Genomic DNA, 20,626 nt, shown 5'->3' on the forward strand with positions numbered 1-20,626 from the left:
CGACCAATCAGAAAACCATAGTTTTACATACCCGTCATTCCGGCATGGATTGCCGGAATCCAGTGCCATGGATGGCGCTCTTCAAGTCCCCCTGTGTTCTTGGCAATCCATGCCGAGATGACGACCCGGAGACGAACTACGGTTCTCAAATTGGGCGAGCTATAAACAGACGCCATCAAAAACTTTAATTCATTCAAACACGGAAAAGAAAATGACTCGATTGCTAGGCCACTTAAGCATAAAAACACGATTATTAGGGTTAGTATTTTTACTGTGTATTTTGCAATTAGTCATTGGCGGCATGGGCTGGTATGGCATAAAGCAAAGCAATCTAGGCCTAGCAACTGTTTACCAAGACAGAGTGGTGCCGCTAAAACAGTTAAAGCAAATTGCAGATGCTTATGCGGTTGACATTATCGATGCCGTCAACAAAACCAATGCGGGTATTTTTACGGCTGAGGAGGCGAGTGCGCGTGTCGATAATGCGGTTAAACGCATCACAACCCTATGGGAGGCTTATTTAAAAACACGTTTAACCACGACCGAGACCAAGCTGGCAAATGAAGTGTCGAGCCGCTTTATACGAGCAAAACAGCCCATATTGCACTTACAACAATTCTTATCGGCAAAATCAGGTTATATACCCAAACAACTCGAAGAATTCGATGGCCCGCTATACCAAGTTGTTGACCCTATTAGCGATAAAATTGCTGAATTAATCGATTTACAGTTAACGGTTGCACAACAAGAATACAACAATGCTCAAGCGTTATACGACTTACTCCAAACGTTGGCTGTTGCTACACTTATCGTAAGCTTAATAATAGGACTTAGCGCCGGCTTATGGCTTATCGGTTCAATCGTTACACCTTTAACGCAAGTTGTCGGCTTTGCTAACCGCATGGCTAGGGGCGATTTGAATTTTGAGATAGCAATTTACGCGTAGGGATGAAACAGGGACACTACTAGTTGCCATAGCAGAAATGATGGAAAAATTGCGCAGCATTGTGCATCAACTGGATAATGTAGTTAGCGAAGCTAACCGAGGCAACTTCAGTATCCGTATCGATAACACGGGCATGTCGGGATTTCAAGTTGCATTAAGCGATGGCATTAATCAATTAATGACCACGACGGAAGCAGGATTAACCGATATTCAACAGGTTCTAAATGCGCTTGCCCAAGGCGATTTAACTAAAACTATCCATACCGATTACCAGGGGGCGTTTAACGCTATAAAAATTGCCAGCAACTCCACCGTTGCCCAGCTCGAACAAACTGCTCAGGAGTTAATGACAGTGTTTACCGCATTAGAGCAAGGTCGGTTATCTCAACATGCATTAGGCGATGTTAAAGGGGTTTTTAAACAACTAGGCGATGCTGGCAACAATACCTGTGCGATATTGTCAGAAGTTGTTAGCGGGGTGCATAGCGCAACAGACCAATTAGCTCAAGCCTCTGCCCAAGTCAGTTCTGCCGCGCAAGCGTTAAGCCTGTCCGCCACCGAGCAAGCAGCTAGCAGTGAACAAACCGCATTAACCATAGAAAAAATGCTCGCTTCGATTAATCGCAATGCCCATAACGCCAAAATAACCGATGAAACCGCATTACAAGCCGCCGAAATCGCTGAGCATGGTGGACAAACGGTACAACAAACCATGATTGCGATGAAAAGCATTGCCGACAAAATTAGTGTCATTGACGACATCGCCTATCAGACCAACCTATTGGCATTAAACGCCAATATTGAAGCCGCAAGAGCAGGCGCACAAGGCAAAGGCTTTGCCGTTGTTGCCGATGAAGTGCGTAAACTCGCCGAGCGCAGCCGCATCGCTGCACAAGAAATCAGTGGCTTAGCAATAGATAGCGTAAGACTGTCAGAAAATGCTGGTGAAGCATTGTTGCAAATTATCACCAGCATTAAAACCACATCAGAACTCGTTCAGGAAATCGTATCCACTTCGCAACAACAAACCGACGATGCAACTCATATTAATCAAGCAATTACTCAACTCAACCAATCAGTACAATTAAATGCATCTTCTACCGAACAGCTCGCGGCAACCTCTGAAGAAATGAATGCTCAAACCGAGCAATTGGAACAACTCATGGGATTTTTCACGTTAAACACACAGCATTCATCGCCAAGACGACAACAACAGCGCATCACGTTCAATTAATCAGCATTAACAGCCATCATCATGACTAAAACGCACACTTTCTTCCGGTGTGCGGCCTAGCGCTTTGGCAAACCAAGGCGGTGGGGCCGCAAAAACTTTTTGAAATTCTATTAATTGTTCCTTCGCTTCAATAACATCTGGCACTTTAATCGGATAAATATCGGCTCGAATGACTTTAGCGGCCGCCGGGCCACCTATGGATTGCACAAATAAGACATGACAGTCTTTTATCAAATTAGCGCGAAATAAATTCCTATCCTCGGCACTATCGGCTTCAATGGTTGAGCGTATATCAATTAAGCGATAATCGGTTTCGGATAATTGATACACTAAAAAGCGAATACACGAACCAAAATGACCATTAACTAACGCACCGCTATTTGAGCCAATCGCAACCCGGATGGAATCAGGCATGTCTCCGTCATGATAGGGCATAATTTCCGGCAAATCTTCGTCTTGCTCTTCCTCACCCCATAAATAACGCACAGCCAATTTAATATTAGCTAAACCAATCCCTATATCCTCGCCATCTTCCTCACCATCTAAACTGCCTATACCAGTTTTCAATTGCGTCACGGTAATTGATTTTAGCTTTTCATCCGTTAACGGTGAGCCTAACTTTGAATGTAAAATTTCTAATAATTTAGGTAAATCAATACCCGGTAAAATGCGCGTTGCTAGCGCAATCCGTAAAGCTAAGTCACGAGGTAATGCATCCATTTCAAACTCCTGAAACGACTAAAGAAGATAATAATTTGAGAATCTTTCGCGTCGAAGCTAAATCCAAAGCAGTAAAATCATCTTTGGACTTGAGTGAGTAATCCGCACCCGCAGCTAACAAACACTCAACAACCTCTGCCTTACCGCTAGAAGCCGCATACATTAAAGCGGTAGCGCCTGTATCAGGATTTTGGTAATCCTTATCAATGCCTGCCGCCAATAAACTATGAATACAAGCCAAACTTTCGGAATAACACGCTGCCCATAACGCATTATTACCATACGCATCAATAGCACTTAACGACACACCACTGGACACTAACGCTTGCACAATATCGCTACGCCCTTGCCGACACGCTACGATTAGCGCTTGACGCTCATCCGCCGAACCTTGCTCAGCCCACCAATCTTTAACAACGGCGTCCATTAAGCACCTGTTGTTCTTGCCAACTTGAATAACCCCCTGCCAAGCTATAAACAGTGCCAAAGCCGAAATCACAGAAAAACTCGGCCAAATGCTCGCTAGCATGACCGTAATAACAATAGATTAATAAAGCTTGTTGCTTATTTTTGCTTTTGACCAGCGACTCTTTTAAACCTTCATGCACATGTAATGCACCGGCAATATGGCTGCGACGATAATCTTTCAGCTCACGACAATCTAAAATCATAGGCTGTGCTTCGGTAATGATGGTTTGGGCTTCGTTAACCGAAATCGTTTGAAATTTTTTCATAAGCATTTACCAATGTCGCGTTTCTGACAATAATCTTACAGGTCTGTCGTTATTGTCATATAGAGAAAATCTATGATTTATCGCTAAACAACCATTTTTTTTCTGAAAAATTTTTATTAAATCGAGAAATTAACTAAAAAAAGCGCCTTACTGCTAAGGCGCAAAGGAATTAACTTAAGAGAAAAAACATGTGTAGCGAAATAGGTAAAGCAAATATTAAGCCAAAATTTCACAACAATGACATATTGACGGGCATAAAAACGACAACAGGGTTTAAAAAAGCCCCTCTAACGGCATAAGCATAAAATATACTTCAAACGGTCACATTCGGTTTTTAGATAGGTAGGGGTCGCTGTACAACCTTTATAACATCATAAAAATCAATCAAAAAGGTGCGCACAGTGCACCCTACCTAAAAACCGAAAAACTTAACCGTTTAAAGTATATGCGAAACAAAACCGGTATTACTGCAAAGAACCTAAATAAGCGCTAATCTCAGCCATATCTTGGTCTGACAAGCTGCTACTGATTGCTTGCATAGGACCGCCTTGCCGAAACCCTGACTTAAAGTTTTGCAATTGCTTGATTAAATAACCTGGCGCCTGTCCTGCTAAGCGTGGAATCTGGTTATTTCCTTGAGCGCGTGAACCGTGACAACCTAAACACATAGCGGCTTTACCCTCACCCGCTTTAGCGAGTGCCGGATCAGCGCCTGACGAGACAGGCGCTAACCCGGCATAATAGCCAGCAAGTTCGGCAATATTTTGCTCGTTTAATTGCGCAGCTATTGCTTGCATCACCGAATTCTTTCTTGCTCCCGAGTTAAACGCATTTAATTGACTCGTTATATAATTGACTCGTTGTGCTGCCAAGTTCGGTAATTCTGGATTAGCGCTTTTACCTTGAACACCATGACAGCCTGAGCAGTTCGAGACCAACGGCGGCGTCTCTTCAGCATAGCTAATTAAAGGCGACAATGAGAAATTAACAATGAACGTTAAAATGACTAATTTTGAGAAATTCATACTCCACCTCATCGTTTGAGATTTACCAAGCCGTCTAAGCAGTTAGCTGCACTAAAACTCGATTAAAACCATGCAAAATACCCCTTTTACTCAACCAGCTATTGGCGTTAGCGCTGTGATATTTAATGAACACCAGCATGTATTGCTGATAAAGCGAAATAAAGCACCGGCTTGCGGTTTATGGTCTATACCGGGTGGGAAACAAGAAGCAGGAGAATCGCTCATTACCGCCTGTCAACGCGAAGTCTACGAAGAAACAGGATTATCCGTTGAAGTTAAACACATTGTTGCGGTTGTTGAACGTAATATGCCACCTTTCCATTATGTCATTATCGATTTTTTCGCCGTATTAACCGGTGAAAATACCCAACCTAAAGCCGATAGCGATGTTAGTGATGCGCGTTGGATAGATATTCGGTCTATTCACGAATATGATTTAGTGCCAGGATTATTAGCCATCATTGATAAAACCTGGCGTTATCATACACAAGCTGCTTTTGGACTCGCCGATAGTGAACATCAAGGTACAGACTTTATACTAACACCTTAATAAGGCCTCATTAAACAACTTAATCCTTTGAAAAACAAAACAAAATGGCCGACAAAAAATTATATAAAGTGGTTTTTTACAACCAAGATCAAATTTATGAAGTATTCGTCAAAAGCGTTTATCAAGCCGAAATCTACGGTTTCGTTGTCCTAGAGGATTTCGTATTTGGCGAAAAAAGCGCGATTGTCGTCGATCCAGGTGAAGAAAAACTAAAACGCGAATTTAACGGTGTGGATAAATCCTATGTACCTATACATAAAATTATTCGGATTGACGAAGTCAAACAACAAGGCACCGCCAAAATGCTTGCGTTATCTAAAAACAGCAGCGACAACTCAAGCAACGTTACTAACTTGTTTATACCTGATAAACCCTAAACCTGTACAAACTGCATTACTACGAATTTACATCCATTGAAGACCTAACTCCGTGATGCTGTTTTAAATAATTTTCTAACAAATAAGACTGCTTTTCATAATGGTTGGCACTAGACGCCACGTTATGATTGTCCTCATAACCACTGTCAAAACGCCGCTCATCGGGATGAATACCATGTGATAAACGACTTTTAAGCAATTGATTGACTCTATACCGTGGTTTTTTCAAGGGTCTTCTTTGCATAAACGCACGCGAAGATTCCGCTTGCAAGTTGTTATGCGCATGAGCTGGCGACGAATAAGGCAAACGAATAATGACGATAAAATACCCAGACACCTGAATCATCAAGACATGATATTGGTTGCTTAACACGGCTGTTTTAGTATTTTCATTTTCCCAATCTTGCTGCAGCAACGATAAAATTTCAGAAAATTTACAATCCATTTCTAAATGGAATAAATCCTTAACATCCCTATTACATGAAACAATGTTGTATGAATGATCGATAATCAATACCACATCTGTGAGCTTGAGAAAAAATGAATGATTCATATAGCTACCCTTATTAAATAATTACGCTCTATTTATACCATTTTTTCTAATTTATAACCACAATATTATTACTTTAATGGTTAAATATGCAAAAACAGCTAAATATGACGTTTATTAACCCAGCCATATAAAGTAAACGCGGCTTTAATCCGCGATACTGCTCACAAAATGATAGGATTTTTTGTGATATTAATCCTAGTACGCTATTTGTTTAGCGTCAGCAAGCCTAATGCAATCGCCCGCTGCGTAAAAAGAGTATCTAAAACTGCAAATTGAACCGGTTTAGTCAATACGGTAATTGCTTCAGGTAAACCTCCGCGCTCAAATATTTCCTCAGGCTCCATTCCGGTAATAACCACAATTCTTAAATGATTAAGCTCGGTTGCACCCTGCATTTCCTTTATCATTTCAAAGCCATCAATGCCTGGCATACGCAAATCAGTTAACAACAAATCGGGCTGATATTTTCCTACTAATCTCAAACCTTCGTAACCGCTGCTCGCGACATGCAGGTCATAAGGCGTTCTAAACGATTGAAAATTTAACTCATAAAGCTTTTGTGTCAATTTATCATCTTCAACCAGTACAACGTTCAACGGTCTGTTACCAGGTTTTTGCACAACTGGGTAATGCCCTTGCTCATTTTCCTGAAACTTAACTAAATGCTCACGCTTGATTCGTCGATGTCCACCCAAGGTTTTACTCGATATTATCTTGCCATCATCTATCCATTTTTGATTTTTTCWTTTTTGAATTGTGCGCTGGCTAACATTCAAAATACTTGCAGCTTCTTTTGTTCCAACCCAATCACTCATTTTTATTATCTCTTTTCATTTTGACAACTTTTGCCATTAATATAAGCTTTTCACACTACATTTACTTAATAGAATTATGCAACTAAAAAACTAATGCTGATTTTTTAGACAGCCAACTTGATTATTCCACAAACTACACGACTTACCCTAGTGATTTTTACTCATACCCATTATAAAACAATATGTTAAATAAATAACAGACTTTCTTGCTCACCCCTCGCTGGGCTTGCGACGCTTACCTATATTTTTTTTATCTCTATCGCGAATTTTGGTTTTTTCAGGTTTAACTTTTTTCTCGGCAATCACCTTTTTCTTGCTGCTAACGGCTTTGCCCGATGCTTTTATTTTTTTCGGCCCTTGATAACGAGCTATTAGCCCATCGATACTTCGCAGAGCAAAGGTTTGTTTCAAATAGCGACGAATACCGGCCATCACATTCCATTCGATATGTTGCACCAACATTACCGCAACGCCTAACTCATCAGCCCGACCTGTGCGTCCTATGCGATGAATATAGGCAACAGCACTTCTTGGCACATCAAAATTAATCACTAATTGAATACCTTTAATATCCAAACCTCGCGCAGCTAAGTCGGTGCTAATCAACACATTAACCACGTCTTGCTGATATAAGTTCATCACCCGCAGTCTATCCCTAGCCTCCATTTCACCATGCAGTAAACAGACTCTTAACTGCTGTGCTCGTAATAGCCCCTCTAACTCAATCGCTTTAGCACGCGTATTGGTAAAAACTAAAGCTTTGTGAAAAGACTCATTTCGTAGCAACCAAGCAGTTAACTGAACTTTATGGGCCGTGTCGTCAGCCAGTATCATGTATTGCTGAATGTTACTATGGCCATCCTGTAACCGATTCAGCGCGATGACTTGTTGGTTTCGCAGTAATTGATCAGCGATTTTAATCACCGCATAATGGCTTAACGTCGCTGAAAACAATAATGTTTGCTTTTGCGATGAGCAATAATCAGCAATAGCGATTACCTCATTCTGAAACCCCATATCTAACATGCGGTCAGCCTCATCCAGCACTAAGCATGTTACTCCGCTAAAATCGGCATGGCCGTGAGTTAGCAAATCCAGCATACGCCCTGGCGTGGCAATAACTAACGAAAGATTGCGCCGTAACCAACTCACTTGTTTAGTATAGTCTTCGCCACCTGAAATCAATACGGCACTGAATGCGATAAACTTTGCCAGCGCCTCACACTGCTGATGAATTTGTTGCGCCAATTCTCGCGTAGGCACTAAAACAACGGCACCAATCGCTGCATGAGACTGCTGAAATAGCACATGTTGCAATAATGGCAGCAAATAGGCCAAGGTCTTACCGCTTCCCGTTTCTGCACTCACTAATAAATCCTTCCCTGCTAAAGCGGCGGGAATTGTTTGTTGTTGCACCGCAGTAGGCTGATGAAAACCTAATTGGGTTAATGCACTTACTAGCTCGTCGTCAAGAGTAAAATCGCAAAAGTGGGTAGTTGATTCAGATGAAATCTCAGTCATGATGGGTTTAGTTTAACAAATAGGGTATGTATTCTAAGCGCTGTCTAGCCATTATGACTAGTAAACAGCAATAGAAATTTCTCTGTCTAGGCAAAGCAATAAGCCATGAAGAGTCACGTATACCGATTTAGCTTAGGTACACTATCGCCATAAAATTAAATAAACACTATAGAACTTGAAACTCACCTTCTCTAACCAATTGATAAACAATGATTAACTTTAACATTTTGCAGTTCAAAATCGATAATCAATAAGAGGTATCTCCTCGCCATCTATCGTAACTACCGCCGCTATCCCGGTTAAATCATTTGATAATGTAATATTACTGAGTACAGTATTACCCTCTGTTAAATTGCCTTGTATCGTCCATTGGTCAGTATCGACGGGGCGGGCATTCTTGAATGCCATAAAAATCGCCCCCTGCAAGCGATATTCTTTATTATTTAAAGTAATCAAACTATCAAACTCTTCATGAATATTCTCCACCGTATTGACTAAATGAAAACGGCTATAGCGATTTTCAGATATTAGCAACCCTAAGGTCGGTGCAGATAATTCGCCATCGATTAATTGTTCATTATCTAATTCAGCAATTGAGCCGTCCACCGCTGACAATATTCGACTTTGTATAGTAAGCTCTATGTTCCAAGGCACTTGTTGGATTAAAGAATTACCGCTAACTCGGTGTAGTTGCCGTGTTTGATTTTGTTGATCGGGCTGAGATGAAATGTTGAGCGCTACCGAATCAGCCGCTTCATTACCTTGCACGGTAAAATCAATAACGTAGGGATTCCGTATAAAGGCTTCAACATCACTGAACAGTTCGCCATTTAATTCTCGAAAATTAAATTTTATCTGCTCGCCACGAGTTAATAACAAGCGTAAAACATTTGAAGGTTGGGCTGAATATGCGAATGCGCCTGTTTTGTTTTGTGTTAGCGTTCCGGTCATCGTCAATTGCCCACGATTTAGCCGGCTTGCAATTAATACCGATTTAACCGCCATCTCAATATACGCTTGCGGCAATAAACGTGCTGTTTGCAAGGTGTTCAGACTGTCTTCTAATGTCTGAGCGGTCATGTCATTTGCAAGCATTTTTGTTTGGACACGAACTACGTTATTACGCGGTTGTATATCAGCGCCGTTAAATTTAACCGTCACTTTAGCGTCTAACCGTTGAGGCTCTACGGGTGTTTGCACGGTGATAGAAAAATCAACTGATTGATTTTCAGATATTTTTTCAATTTTACACGTTAGTTGCTTCGCGGTTTTATCTTGTTCCGTGTTAAAACGGCATAGTGGGGATGCGCTTTTAAATTGAGCAGCGATGGGTAACTGGCTTTTTACTACTACATTTGTAACATCACTGTTACCTAGATTGTTAACTTTAACGAAGTAAACGAGTTTGCTATTAGCTGCAACTAGGGCAGACGAAGGTTTAAGCAGAACGCTCAAATTCCCTTCATTTGAACAGGCCGTTTGACTCACAAATAGCCATAAAAAATACACTAAGTAATTACCAAATAAGCTTTTAATCAATTTCATAACAAATCCAAAAGTCAAAACTGAAAAATTAGAAAAAATAACTATACACGGCGTCAATACTCATCAAAAGTGCAAATTACCCAACGACCCTCTGTCATCGCTCTCAACAGTGATACCTAACTATTAGCTACACACTTTAATTCAGAGTGCCGCCAAACCTACAGGGATTTATTCACAGTGTCCTCGGCAACTGTTCCTGCGTTGCTCTACTAACCGCCATCCCTGGCGTTATGCACTTTGAATCCTCTGTCCCGCCTCACGTTGGTAACAATCCAAATAAGACAAACATGACAGAATTATTGCTATTGCGCTTTTAACTGTTAAGCTTACAACAAACTCATATCTTTCATTATGTTTTCAGAGTCACCTACATGATTCCAATAAGAGACACCGCTCCTTGTTATTCAACACCTTATGTTAGCTGGAGTATTATTGCCTTATGCAGCATCATTTTTATCGTCATGACATTTTTGCTGCCCGATGCTATTAGCTATCAAATCATCAACCAATATGGCATGGTTCCGTTGCGTTATGCTCATGGCTGGCAAAGTTATAACGGCTTAGACTTTGACGGTTATTTTTCTTTTGTTAGCAATTTGTTTTTACACGCGAGTTGGTGGCATTTGCTAATGAACATGTGGTTTATTTGGATTTTTGCCGATAATGTTGAAGACCGCATGGGGCACTGGCGTTTTTTAGCGTATTACTTAACCTGTGGTATAGCTGCGACACTGTTACAATGGTATTTCGATCCATTGTTAACCATACCTGTTGTCGGTGCTTCAGGCGCGATTGCCGGTGTTTTAGCAGCTTACTTCTTTTTATACCCATTAGAGCGCGTTATTTTATGGGTGCCGTTATTTTTCTTACCTATCGTGGTGCATGTCCCGGCGATTGCATTTTTAGGCGTGTGGGTTTTGCTACAACTGGATAATGCGACCAGCACGGTTTTTCTATCCAATGTACAAGCCGATGTCGCGTGGTGGGCGCATTTAGGGGGCTTTATCGCTGGCTGTTTACTGTATCGCTTATTCTTAAAGGAAAACTGGCAAGAAAATTAAAAGTAATCCGATTTTAGGTTTATAATTCGCCGCTTTAAAAAGGCCCCAAACATCGGATCACACGCATGAAAAAAGTTAATATTGCCTTAATCAGGCTACTTCAGTTTGTCGTATTTGTGTTATTTACGTTTATCGTTACTGCGTATTTTGGCGCTATGGTGTTGTTACCATTAGATGCTATCGCATTGTTATCAAAATTATTTACCGCTGTGGGTATTCACGGTTTAGTCAGCGCACTGATTGCTATTCCAGTCGTAGGTTACTTGTGTTTAATCGTTTATAAAACACCTGAGCTGTGCAAAATGGTGATTGATACGGGCGTTGATTTAGTCAAAACCGGCAAAGCTCGCGTTGAAGCATTTAACGAAATTGTTACCGCAGTTAAAGGCTAACCTAGTGAGTCAAGGTGTTTTGCACCTTGACTCAACAACCAGCCTATCATTTATTCGTCTTAAATCTTTTCAGATTACCGCCTAATCACATTCCCACTCGCTGATTTTGGCTTATACTTGATAACAGCCTTGTCGTTGTTTCTGCTTAATAATCCGCTTATTCTTTACCTTCCACTGTCCATACTGTCATGATTTTATCCAGTCTTACCGCAGTTTCACCCATAGACGGTCGTTACGCCGAAAAAATAACCGACTTACGAGCAATTTTTAGCGAATATGGCTTAATTCGTTATCGAGTTTTGATAGAAATTCATTGGTTAAAAGCGCTAGCCGCTCATCCTGCCATTATTGAAGTACCGCCCTTTAGTGAACATGCCTTAACCCGATTAGATGATTTACTAGCCCATTTCTCCGTGCATGATGCCGAACGCGTCAAAATCATAGAAAAAACCACCAATCACGATGTAAAAGCCATTGAATATTGGCTAAAAGAAAAAATCGCCGATTGCGCAGAATTAGCAAACGTCAGTGAATTTATTCACTTTGCCTGCACATCAGAAGATATAAACAACTTATCGTATGCCCTCATGTTAAAAGCCGGGCGTGAACTGCTTGCACAACGTATGCAAAGCGTCATCGACACGATAAGCAGACAGGCACAACAGCTTGCAGCAATACCCATGCTATCGCGTACCCACGGCCAACCAGCAACACCGACCACCGTAGGAAAAGAATTTGCGAATGTCGCAGCAAGACTGATTAGACAGCAACAGCAATTTAATGCTGTGGCTCTACTCGGTAAAATTAACGGCGCTGTCGGAAATTACAACGCCCATACCATTGCTTATCCGGATGTCGATTGGCCAAGCTTTGCTCAAAACGTCGTTGAATCCTTAGGCTTAACCTTTAATCCTTACACGATACAAATCGAGCCTCATGATTATATTGCCGAATATTTTCATGCGCTAATGCGTTTTAACACCATCTTAATCGATTTTAACCGAGATATTTGGGGTTATATTTCATTAGGTTTCTTTAAACAAAAAACCATTGCCGGTGAAATTGGCTCATCGACTATGCCGCACAAAGTCAATCCAATCGATTTTGAAAATGCTGAAGGCAATTTAGGACTGGCTAACGCACTGTTAGGCTTTTTGGCCGAAAAACTGCCGATTTCCCGTTGGCAACGCGATTTAACCGACTCTACCGTATTACGCAATATTGGCGTCGGTATCGCACATACTGAAATTGCCTTGCAAGCGCACTTAAAAGGTTTGTCCAAATTGGAAATTAACCAAGACGCCTTAAATGCCGACCTAGACAGTAATTGGGAAGTCTTGGCCGAACCGATTCAAACCGTTATGCGCCGATATGGTATTGAGCAACCTTACGAAAAGCTAAAAGCCTTAACCCGTGGTCAACGCATCACGCAAGAGCAATTAAGCGCGTTTATTGAAAGCCTAGAAATTCCAGCACACGCCAAAACCGCACTGCTCACATTAACGCCGCATACTTATACCGGCTATGCCGAAAAACTGACACAATCGCTTTAACACACCTGAACAAAAAACCGACACTCAACATGCCGGTTTTTTGTCACAAGCAAACTGTCAAAATACTGTCCTACCTTGCAGAAACTAACTAACTTATTGATAAATAATAACTAACAATTGATGGCACGAATTTAGCTTGCATGGCCTTAAACAGCGCCAAACCATGAGGTAACAGCCATGCAAAAACAATCCACCAATTTAGCAGTGATTAGTAATAATACTTTAGCTGCCAATAAAGTTGTTAACTTACATCATTATGATATGAGTAGCGCTCTGCAAACTAGCCTAGATTTCAATGAGTTAATTACAATTTTTAGCTCAAAAATCGCTACAATGATTCCGCATAGCGCTTATTTGTATCACAATGAAGAATTCCACATCACCTTAGAACACGGTGTATTCACCAAACATTCCATCGCGTATAAGTTGAAAATCGAGCAACAAAGCTTAGGTGAATTAACACTTATGCGTAACACTCGCTTTAGCGATGCTGAAATAGAATTATTAGAAACACTGTTATGCTGCTTGATTTACCCGCTACGCAATGCCAGCTTATACAACAGCGCCATAAAATTGGCTTATACCGATACGCTTACCCAAACCAACAATCGGGCGGCTTTCAACGATATTTTGCAACGTGAAATACATCTAGCCCGGCGTCACGGTAAAGAATTATCATTAATTTTTATGGATTTAGACCACTTTAAAGCGATTAATGATGACTATGGACATGAATGCGGTGATTTCGCGCTAAAGTCCGTTGCCAGCAAGGTAAAAGAAAACCTGCGCACCTGCGATATGATGTTTAGATTTGGCGGCGAAGAATTTGTCTTGATTCTAAGCAACACGGATGCAGAAGGCGCCAATGCATTGGCGGAAAGACTCAGACTCGCTATAGAATCACAATGCTTAGCTCATGATATGCAAGTATTTAAAGTGACTGCGAGCTTTGGCGTCACGAGCTGCGTAATGATGACTGTGAAACCCAGTTTGTCAAACGCGCCGACCATGCCATGTATCAAGCAAAAGAACAAGGCAGAAACACCATTGTGTTAGCTTAACCCCCCCTTACCTTCCGCACTTAACACTCAATCCTGTAGAGTAGGCCTATAAGCCTACTCTATAACCTCACTGCCATTAAGTTAATAAATATAACAAAATAGTCAATGACTTGTATTTTGTGAAATATCCTTCCGTAGTCGGGTTAGCGATAGCGTAACCCGACAAGATGGGAGCGATAAGCGTTGGGTTACGCTATCGCAAATCCGAAATAACTATAAATTATTGATTATTAACATTTATCTCTTAACTTAATGGCAGTGAGTCTATAATCTACCGCCGAAGAATCAGTAACGACTATCAGGCATAAGTATTCAGCAAGCGAACATCCGCTAAACGTTTAACCACTACAGCGTCTTCCTCTGGCTCAGCATCGACACCATTAAATGCTGGTGCAGAATATTCTTGTTGTCTATCACTGGTATTAGCCTGCTGAGAACCTGCATCTGACAAGATATTGACATCTACTAGATTAAGCTGTTGTCCCGCAAATATCTCTTTTAATTTCGGCAAAGAGGCTTCTAAAGCTTCTTTGACAGCCGCATGAGGCGTGGTGAATTGAATGGACGTTTGATCGTTTTCAACATCAACGCGAATCGATACAGGGCCTAAATGCTCAGGATTTAATGTAATCTCAGCGCTATCTATGCCTTTTTGTGTCATCCAAACCATTTGTTCAGCTAATTGCTTATCCCAATCCGGAGCGGTTAGCGGTTTAGTCACCGCTAAGGTTTCTGGCGCTGGTGTCAGCGATAACGTAGCGCTCGATAACTGTGGCGTACTTATCTCCTCTGCCAATCCCTTAGCACTAGTCGCATCGAAGACATCTGATAATGCCGTACCTGAGCTAATACTAGATAGCTCTGGCATAGGTTTAAACTCATCATCTAGCGTCAAGTTTTTAGCAAAATCGGACATAAAAGACGACAACGCCTGGTCATCGCCGACTTGCTTAGATTCTATGCCATTACGTTGATTTAATAAGCCTAACGAACTAGCAACATTAGCCGTCTGCATCCCACCTTGTAATGAACTTAGCTTACCTGGGGTATCACAGAGCGGTATAGGCAAGGGTAGCATTTCTAGCAATGCCTCATCAGCAGTCGCACTGGCATCGTCATCAGTGTCTGCTGAGCTTACAGATGTTTCAGTATCATCCGTATCACTAGTCGTCTTAATATCATTTTTGCTAATTTTAGCATTTTTGGCATAATCTAATTGATTTTTCAGCGTATCCGAAAACGGTTCTTGAGTTGAACTATCCGAACGCTTAGAACGGGCCTCATGGCTCTTTGCTAATAAATTTACATTTTCAATATTCATACCCCTTCCCCATTATGAACAAACAGACAACCGCTCACACGATTCAAACACACAACTCACTCTATAAACCCTGTGCTGGGATTTTGACGCAGATTGTTTATAATGCAGGCTATGCCACGGCACATAAATAATCTTATCGCACTTGAGCTATTAACCAAGCCTTTCTTGCAAAATAGCTTAAGCCATTGAATTTATTACATACTGAGCGAGAATATGTCTTTGCCGCGTATTTTGTTGGTAGATAATAACCCTACGAGAATTCAACAACTTGAAATTATTTTGCAGTTTATGGAATTTCAAGTTGCCACAACAACAGTCAGCCAACTTATTGACAACCCGGCTAATTTTTCAAACGCTGCTTTACTATTAATTGGCGAAGAGCTTATACAGCGCTCCGGCGGCATAGATGCAATAACGACTCTACCTGTAATTGTTTTACAAGATGCCTCTGTTGCGCCCAGTACGGATTCGTCTCAGCATAAACCATACCAATACTTGGCCTGGCCGGTCACGCTATCAGAACTCTCTAAACTGATAAAACCATTACTCGCGACAGAAGCAAATTCGGAACTAAAAACGCCTAAAGCGTCAGACTTACGCACTCTTCCTACTGAACGATTACAAGGCAAAAGCCCAGCTATCGCAACCGTGCGCAAATTAGTCGAACAAGTCGCATCGTCTGATGCCACCGTGCTTATCCTTGGAGAATCTGGTACAGGAAAAGAAGTTGTCGCCCGAGCATTGCACGAGTTATCAAATCGACGCCACAAACTTTTTGTACCCATTAATTGTGGTGCAATCCCTGCAGAATTATTAGAAAGTGAATTATTCGGTCATGAAAAAGGCGCATTTACAGGCGCATTAACATCAAGACAAGGCCGATTTGAGATGGCCGAGGGTGGTACATTATTCTTAGATGAAATAGGCGATATGCCTATGGCTATGCAAGTCAAGTTGTTGCGAGTATTACAGGAGCGGACTTATGAGCGCGTAGGCAGCAACAAAACCCAGCATTGTGATGTAAGAATTGTTGCCGCTACGCATAGAGCCTTAGAGCACGAAATACAAGAAAATCGCTTCCGTGAAGATTTATTTTACCGACTAAACGTTTTTTCCAATTGATATGCCAGCTTTACGCACGCGCAAAGAAGACATTCCACTCTTAGTTACCGATTTATCCGAACGACTAAAAGCCAATCAACGGGGTCACATACAACTCACCGAGGCCGCATTAACCGTGTTAATGCGACACGACTGGCCTGGCAATATCCGTGAACTCGCCAACCTGATTGAACGCTTAGCCATTATGTACCCTAAAGGCTTAGTCGATGTGGCCGATTTACCTGAAAAGTTTCAACGCTATGCAACAACAGATGAGCTACTTGTTTTAGAAGACACAGATGATAATAACGCTGATGCTGAATTATCTGAGCTCACAGAACACTTATTCACAATGCCCCCAGCGGACAGCAGTCGTTTAGTTCAACTTCCCGCACAAGGAATCGACTTAAAAGAATACCTTAACATTATGGAAATTGATTTAATCAGGCAAGCGCTAGAAGAATGCAACGGTGTTGTCGCCCACGCCGCTAAACGCTTACACATGCGTAGAACAACATTAGTCGAAAAACTGCGCAAATACGAATTACAACGCTAATTGTTAGCGCTTTTCAGCAATCACAAATAAGCTTTTCTTATTGTCACCATCGGGAAACAAATCGACCTGATGCTCAGAAAAATCAATTACTTGAACATCAAAACCTAAGTTTTTCAAATACGCAATATCACTTTCACAGCTATTGTTAACGTGATGCTCGCCTAATAACGGAAAATCATTCCTCAGTCTTAAATCATTAACCAAATCATCCATGCGCTTATTATCCAACGAACTAGCAAAATCAATCGTTGAATAAGCTAACTTTCCACCTTTTTTCAATACCCGGTAAGCCTGGTCAAAAAATCGATGACTTTCCATATGAAAAACACATTCGATTGCCGCGACACGCTCAAACTGAGCATCAGAGTAAGGCAGCTCTTCGGCCATCCCATGACTTAATTCAATGCCAGAACAACCCAATTCGGTTAATAAATTTCTTGCATAATCAACTTGATACTGGTCGATATTACGCCCGAAAATCTTAGCACGAACACCTAGTGCTTGCTGCCAATAAACTAATTGATAGCCGTAACCAAAGCCTACATCTAAAAAACTTGCATCCTCTGCTAGCTCCATTAAACCTAAATGCTTAGCGAACATACAATACAAATTTTCATTCGCCTGTTTTATCGTTAACGTATATTCATCCCAATATCCAACATTCATGCACCGGATTTTTTCATTATTGTTATATCCTTGCCATAAATATTTATAACTTTTCCAAAGCTCATCAATTTGACTATCATCTAAATGTTTCATTTTAAATCCTAACGTATCTAACTGAATATTAAATTAAAGTATTCCGTACAGCGTATAATCAACAGCTAACTAATAATACAACGACTCATACAAATTCGTTGTATAAACAACCAAACATCGGCAAATTCAACGCTAAAGTGTTAACAATTCCTCCAGAATAAGTTAGAATACTGTCTTTAGTTTAGCACAATGGCATATTGAAGAAACATTTAATATGTTAGCCATTGATATTAAACTAATTTCTATTTGACATTCAACATCAAAACAAGGGTTTTAGTTTTTATTAACCCAAAAAGCTGTTATCATTAAGCTCGGTAAGTTGGATGCTGTTTAAGAACAGTGAGTTTTTAATATACATTAGGGAGATGCCATGCTTATATTGACTCGTCGAGTAGGAGAAACATTAATGATAGGTGACGAGGTAACGGTTACTGTTCTTGGAGTCAAAGGAAATCAAGTACGGATAGGGGTTAACGCCCCCAAAGACGTTTCAGTTCACAGGGAAGAAATTTACGAAAGAATAAAAAAGGAACAAGCAGAATCATCTGATTCTGATAGATAAAGTTTTTTGGAGAGATGGCCGAGCAGGCCGAAGGCGCTCCCCTGCTAAGGGAGTATGGGCCAAAAGCCCATCGAGGGTTCGAATCCCTCTCTCTCCGCCAATTAAACAAAAATTGTTATTGACACATAATCCAATAACATAGATAATAGCCAGCTCAACAAGGCGCCCGTAGCTCAGCTGGATAGAGTAATCGGCTACGAACCGATCGGTCGGGAGTTCGAATCTCTCCGGGCGCGCCAAATTCAACAACCAGTTTATTCCCTTGTAGCTCAGTCGGTAGAGCGGGTGACTGTTAATCACTAGGTCGGCGGTTCGAGCCCGTCCAAGGGAGCCAAGTAAATGAAGGGCTTGCAGCGATGCAGGCCCTTTTTTTTGCCTGCTTACCGGTCTTATACTGGGGGCGAGAGAGGCATCTAGCCCGATAGGGCTAAATCAAGCTTATGATGCCAACAATTCAAAATCATCAATATCCAAGAATAATCAAGTTAAGTTTCAGGACGATATGAAGATCGTGCCTGCCACTGACGAAACTCAGGATTATTGCCCTCATCAGTTTTGACGGTTTAAGCGCTTTCGGACTGAATGATGATGGATTTTTAATCCATCTGCTTAAATAGTCGACAATTGTAAGTTCTCTAGTTGATTCTTTGAATATCAATAAATTGCAGCAATATCCGCCATTTCATTAAGTCTTTGCTGTTTCAATGAGTTACTGGAGAACTTAAAACTATCGAGTTAAGTTAATAACAGAAACAATCCTTTGTTTACAAGGGAAAGGATATTGCAAACTTGAGTTATCAAGGCACACTGTAGAATGGTAGACTAAAACCCAATCGGACTTTGGTCGCGTTTAGTTAACACTCAGGATGATTAAATGACAGCAGCTAAACCCAAAATCACTTGTTTCCATGATGGCGACTGCCCAATCTGCACTATTGAAATCAACGCGATGAAAAAACTTGATAAAACAGGTAATGTTAATTGGGTCGATTTTACCCAGGACAAAACTGCCTTGGCAACAGCGGGCTTGACTTACAAACAGGCCATGGAGCGCATGTATGTTATCGATGAGCATCAACAGCTGCAATCCGGTGTGCTGGGGTTTTTACAGGTCTGGAAGCAACTGCCTTATTACCGGCGCATTGCTCCAATTATAGAGAATGTTCCGGGTCTGTTGCTGCTAATGGAATTTTGCTACCGTATTTTTGCCCGCTATCGTTTGCCACTTACCGGAAAAGTTCAGCTAAAAGATGAGTAACCATGAATCAAATAAACCCCAAGAAACTACTACATTCAAAATGGACAGCCGTTGCACCCAAGCAAAAAGAACGTCACTTTATGGTTACCAAACTGATTCGTTCAGAAAACGAAGTGATTATCGCTTGCGAGTTGGAAGCGGTGATTAACAATAATCTTTACGAACTGGATTGGCAGGCGCTTAAAGACACATCCTATTGGTTGATGGGTTGGCGGTAATGCTCGCTAAAATACTAAGCACGACTACCGATGAATAATGTCATTTCTTAAACTTCATAGCCTTTACAGTCACTTACAAATTAGGCATTGGCCTCACTGAGATAGATAAATGAACCGAAATATTGGCAAAACAGACCGACTTATACGCCTCATACTAGCCATACTGCTCCTGGCTTACGCGTATTGGCAAGGAAGCTGGATAGCACTTGGTTTTTCACTTTTTACCTTTTATGAAGCATGGGCCGGATGGTGCGCTTTATATCAACTCATAGGCAAAAATAGCTGCCCCCTGAAAAAAAATAAATGACTACCTCTCATGTTTAAAACCTCGCGAAGCCAAAAATTACATTTTAATGTAGCACCCTATAAGAAGATTAACAGCCCTATTCTATGCCAAACACTGGTTAGCAAGAATTAGCCTTGAAAGATACTGTGGTCTCTCCGGAGAACTGCTATTTCTAACATAGCCATCAAGCTCCAGTGGCCTTAAGAAATCAGATTGACCGACAAGATTGCGCTATTTATTAAGACGGAAGGTTCTAAATAATACTGACAACCGCTTCCCGTGTTGAGTAATAAAAGGCATCAGTTACTTTTCGGCAATCTAAAGGTTAACTAATACGCTGATGGCTAAAAAAGTCTAAGCCTTTTTATTGCCTAAACTTTTTTCGAGTCTAAACAAACTCAAAATTCTGATAGCAAAAATCGTTGTCTCAGCTTAGCTTGAATACACAATCATTATCCCCTTTAGCCATACAGGCTTT

Annotated in this window: 22 protein-coding genes, 3 tRNA genes and 1 pseudogene; 16 read left to right on the forward strand and 10 right to left on the reverse strand. The window is 41.1% G+C overall.

What is annotated here, in order from left to right; all coding sequences use genetic code 11:
• Window positions 1-211 precede the first annotated feature (211 nt).
• Window positions 212-946: an MCP four helix bundle domain-containing protein gene (locus tag VZ94_RS16990; RefSeq protein ID WP_052700687.1), complete on the forward strand. Its 735-nt coding sequence runs from the start codon at window positions 212-214 to the stop codon at window positions 944-946.
• A gap of 37 nt (window positions 947-983) precedes the next feature.
• Window positions 984-2,180, forward strand: coding sequence for a methyl-accepting chemotaxis protein (locus VZ94_RS16995; protein WP_082081767.1), 1,197 nt, complete (start codon window positions 984-986; stop codon window positions 2,178-2,180).
• 6 nt (window positions 2,181-2,186) lie between these two features.
• Here VZ94_RS16995 and VZ94_RS17000 read toward each other — a convergent pair whose 3' ends face one another.
• The 4 genes from VZ94_RS17000 to VZ94_RS17015 form a co-directional block, all read right to left on the reverse strand.
• Window positions 2,187-2,900 carry a dinitrogenase iron-molybdenum cofactor biosynthesis protein gene (locus VZ94_RS17000; protein WP_045780131.1) on the reverse strand — a complete coding sequence of 238 codons (714 nt, stop codon included), beginning with the start codon at window positions 2,898-2,900 and terminating at the stop codon, window positions 2,187-2,189.
• Between the two features lies 1 nt (window position 2,901).
• Window positions 2,902-3,327, reverse strand: coding sequence for an ankyrin repeat domain-containing protein (locus tag VZ94_RS17005; protein WP_045780132.1), 426 nt, complete (start codon window positions 3,325-3,327; stop codon window positions 2,902-2,904).
• Window positions 3,311-3,634 carry a rhodanese-like domain-containing protein gene (locus VZ94_RS17010; protein WP_045780133.1) on the reverse strand — a complete coding sequence of 108 codons (324 nt, stop codon included), beginning with the start codon at window positions 3,632-3,634 and terminating at the stop codon, window positions 3,311-3,313. Before VZ94_RS17010 ends, VZ94_RS17005 begins: the two co-directional genes overlap by 17 nt.
• Window positions 3,635-4,098: 464 nt before the next feature.
• Window positions 4,099-4,659 (reverse strand): c-type cytochrome, encoded by a 561-nt coding sequence (locus VZ94_RS17015; protein WP_045780134.1) that lies wholly within the window; start codon window positions 4,657-4,659, stop codon window positions 4,099-4,101.
• A gap of 70 nt (window positions 4,660-4,729) precedes the next feature.
• Here VZ94_RS17015 and VZ94_RS17020 point away from each other — a divergent pair, with 70 nt between their 5' ends.
• Together VZ94_RS17020 and VZ94_RS17025 are read left to right on the forward strand one after the other, a co-directional pair.
• Window positions 4,730-5,209: an NUDIX hydrolase gene (locus VZ94_RS17020; RefSeq protein WP_045780135.1), complete on the forward strand. Its 480-nt coding sequence runs from the start codon at window positions 4,730-4,732 to the stop codon at window positions 5,207-5,209.
• Window positions 5,210-5,253: 44 nt separating this feature from the next.
• A complete protein-coding gene (locus tag VZ94_RS17025; protein WP_045780136.1) occupies window positions 5,254-5,586 on the forward strand; it encodes a DUF1820 family protein in 333 nt (110 codons plus the stop codon).
• A gap of 19 nt (window positions 5,587-5,605) precedes the next feature.
• Here the strand turns inward: VZ94_RS17025 and VZ94_RS17030 are convergent, their stop codons facing one another.
• The 4 genes from VZ94_RS17030 to VZ94_RS17045 all read right to left on the reverse strand — a co-directional run bounded on the left by VZ94_RS17030 (window position 5,606) and on the right by VZ94_RS17045 (window position 10,020).
• On the reverse strand, window positions 5,606-6,139 hold the full coding sequence (locus tag VZ94_RS17030) for a hypothetical protein (protein ID WP_131655609.1): 534 nt from the start codon (window positions 6,137-6,139) through the stop codon (window positions 5,606-5,608).
• A 203-nt stretch (window positions 6,140-6,342) separates the two neighbouring features.
• A complete protein-coding gene (locus VZ94_RS17035; RefSeq protein WP_052700689.1) occupies window positions 6,343-6,954 on the reverse strand; it encodes a response regulator in 612 nt (203 codons plus the stop codon).
• A 210-nt stretch (window positions 6,955-7,164) separates the two neighbouring features.
• Window positions 7,165-8,475, reverse strand: coding sequence for a DEAD/DEAH box helicase (locus VZ94_RS17040; protein ID WP_045780138.1), 1,311 nt, complete (start codon window positions 8,473-8,475; stop codon window positions 7,165-7,167).
• Window positions 8,476-8,709: 234 nt separating this feature from the next.
• Window positions 8,710-10,020: a DUF11 domain-containing protein gene (locus VZ94_RS17045; protein WP_045780139.1), complete on the reverse strand. Its 1,311-nt coding sequence runs from the start codon at window positions 10,018-10,020 to the stop codon at window positions 8,710-8,712.
• Window positions 10,021-10,391: 371 nt separating this feature from the next.
• On the opposite strand from VZ94_RS17045, the gene VZ94_RS17050 reads away from it, so the two are divergent.
• The 4 genes from VZ94_RS17050 (at window position 10,392) to VZ94_RS17065 (ending at window position 14,082) form a co-directional block, all read left to right on the forward strand.
• Window positions 10,392-11,081, forward strand: a complete 690-nt coding sequence (locus tag VZ94_RS17050) for a rhomboid family intramembrane serine protease (RefSeq protein WP_045780140.1) — start codon at window positions 10,392-10,394, stop codon at window positions 11,079-11,081.
• Between the two features lie 65 nt (window positions 11,082-11,146).
• Window positions 11,147-11,473, forward strand: coding sequence for a hypothetical protein (locus VZ94_RS17055; protein WP_045780141.1), 327 nt, complete (start codon window positions 11,147-11,149; stop codon window positions 11,471-11,473).
• Window positions 11,474-11,661: 188 nt separating this feature from the next.
• Entirely contained in the window at window positions 11,662-13,026 is a 1,365-nt protein-coding gene (gene purB / locus VZ94_RS17060; protein WP_045780142.1) for an adenylosuccinate lyase, read from the forward strand.
• A 177-nt stretch (window positions 13,027-13,203) separates the two neighbouring features.
• Window positions 13,204-14,082, forward strand: a complete 879-nt coding sequence (locus VZ94_RS17065; RefSeq protein ID WP_239650033.1) for a GGDEF domain-containing protein — start codon at window positions 13,204-13,206, stop codon at window positions 14,080-14,082.
• 303 nt (window positions 14,083-14,385) lie between these two features.
• Here VZ94_RS17065 and VZ94_RS23580 read toward each other — a convergent pair whose 3' ends face one another.
• Window positions 14,386-15,408 (reverse strand): flagellar hook-length control protein FliK, encoded by a 1,023-nt coding sequence (locus tag VZ94_RS23580; RefSeq protein ID WP_052700690.1) that lies wholly within the window; start codon window positions 15,406-15,408, stop codon window positions 14,386-14,388.
• A 213-nt stretch (window positions 15,409-15,621) separates the two neighbouring features.
• Here VZ94_RS23580 and VZ94_RS32435 point away from each other — a divergent pair.
• Window positions 15,622-17,065: pseudogene (locus tag VZ94_RS32435) on the forward strand (sigma-54 dependent transcriptional regulator).
• 3 nt (window positions 17,066-17,068) lie between these two features.
• On the opposite strand, the gene VZ94_RS23585 reads toward VZ94_RS32435, so the two are convergent.
• Entirely contained in the window at window positions 17,069-17,824 is a 756-nt protein-coding gene (locus tag VZ94_RS23585) for an SAM-dependent methyltransferase (protein WP_052700691.1), read from the reverse strand.
• A 370-nt stretch (window positions 17,825-18,194) separates the two neighbouring features.
• Between VZ94_RS23585 and csrA the strand changes: the two genes are divergently transcribed.
• The 7 genes from csrA (at window position 18,195) to VZ94_RS32855 (ending at window position 20,169) form a co-directional block, all read left to right on the forward strand.
• Complete coding sequence (csrA, locus tag VZ94_RS17085; RefSeq protein WP_045780143.1) at window positions 18,195-18,386, forward strand: carbon storage regulator CsrA; 192 nt, start codon at window positions 18,195-18,197, stop codon at window positions 18,384-18,386.
• 8 nt (window positions 18,387-18,394) lie between these two features.
• A tRNA-Ser gene (locus tag VZ94_RS17090) sits at window positions 18,395-18,486 on the forward strand.
• Window positions 18,487-18,548: 62 nt separating this feature from the next.
• Window positions 18,549-18,625: transfer RNA gene (locus tag VZ94_RS17095), tRNA-Arg, on the forward strand.
• A 19-nt stretch (window positions 18,626-18,644) separates the two neighbouring features.
• Window positions 18,645-18,720, forward strand: a tRNA-Asn gene (locus VZ94_RS17100).
• Between the two features lie 540 nt (window positions 18,721-19,260).
• Window positions 19,261-19,644, forward strand: a complete 384-nt coding sequence (locus VZ94_RS17105) for a thiol-disulfide oxidoreductase DCC family protein (RefSeq protein ID WP_045780144.1) — start codon at window positions 19,261-19,263, stop codon at window positions 19,642-19,644.
• Between the two features lie 2 nt (window positions 19,645-19,646).
• Window positions 19,647-19,862 (forward strand): TIGR02450 family Trp-rich protein, encoded by a 216-nt coding sequence (locus VZ94_RS17110; protein ID WP_045780145.1) that lies wholly within the window; start codon window positions 19,647-19,649, stop codon window positions 19,860-19,862.
• Window positions 19,863-19,971: 109 nt separating this feature from the next.
• Window positions 19,972-20,169, forward strand: a complete 198-nt coding sequence (locus tag VZ94_RS32855) for a YgaP-like transmembrane domain (protein WP_045780146.1) — start codon at window positions 19,972-19,974, stop codon at window positions 20,167-20,169.
• Window positions 20,170-20,626 lie beyond the last annotated feature (457 nt).

It is taken from the genome of Methylocucumis oryzae (assembly GCF_000963695.1).
Taxonomy (GTDB): Bacteria; Pseudomonadota; Gammaproteobacteria; order Methylococcales; family Methylomonadaceae; genus Methylovulum; species Methylovulum oryzae.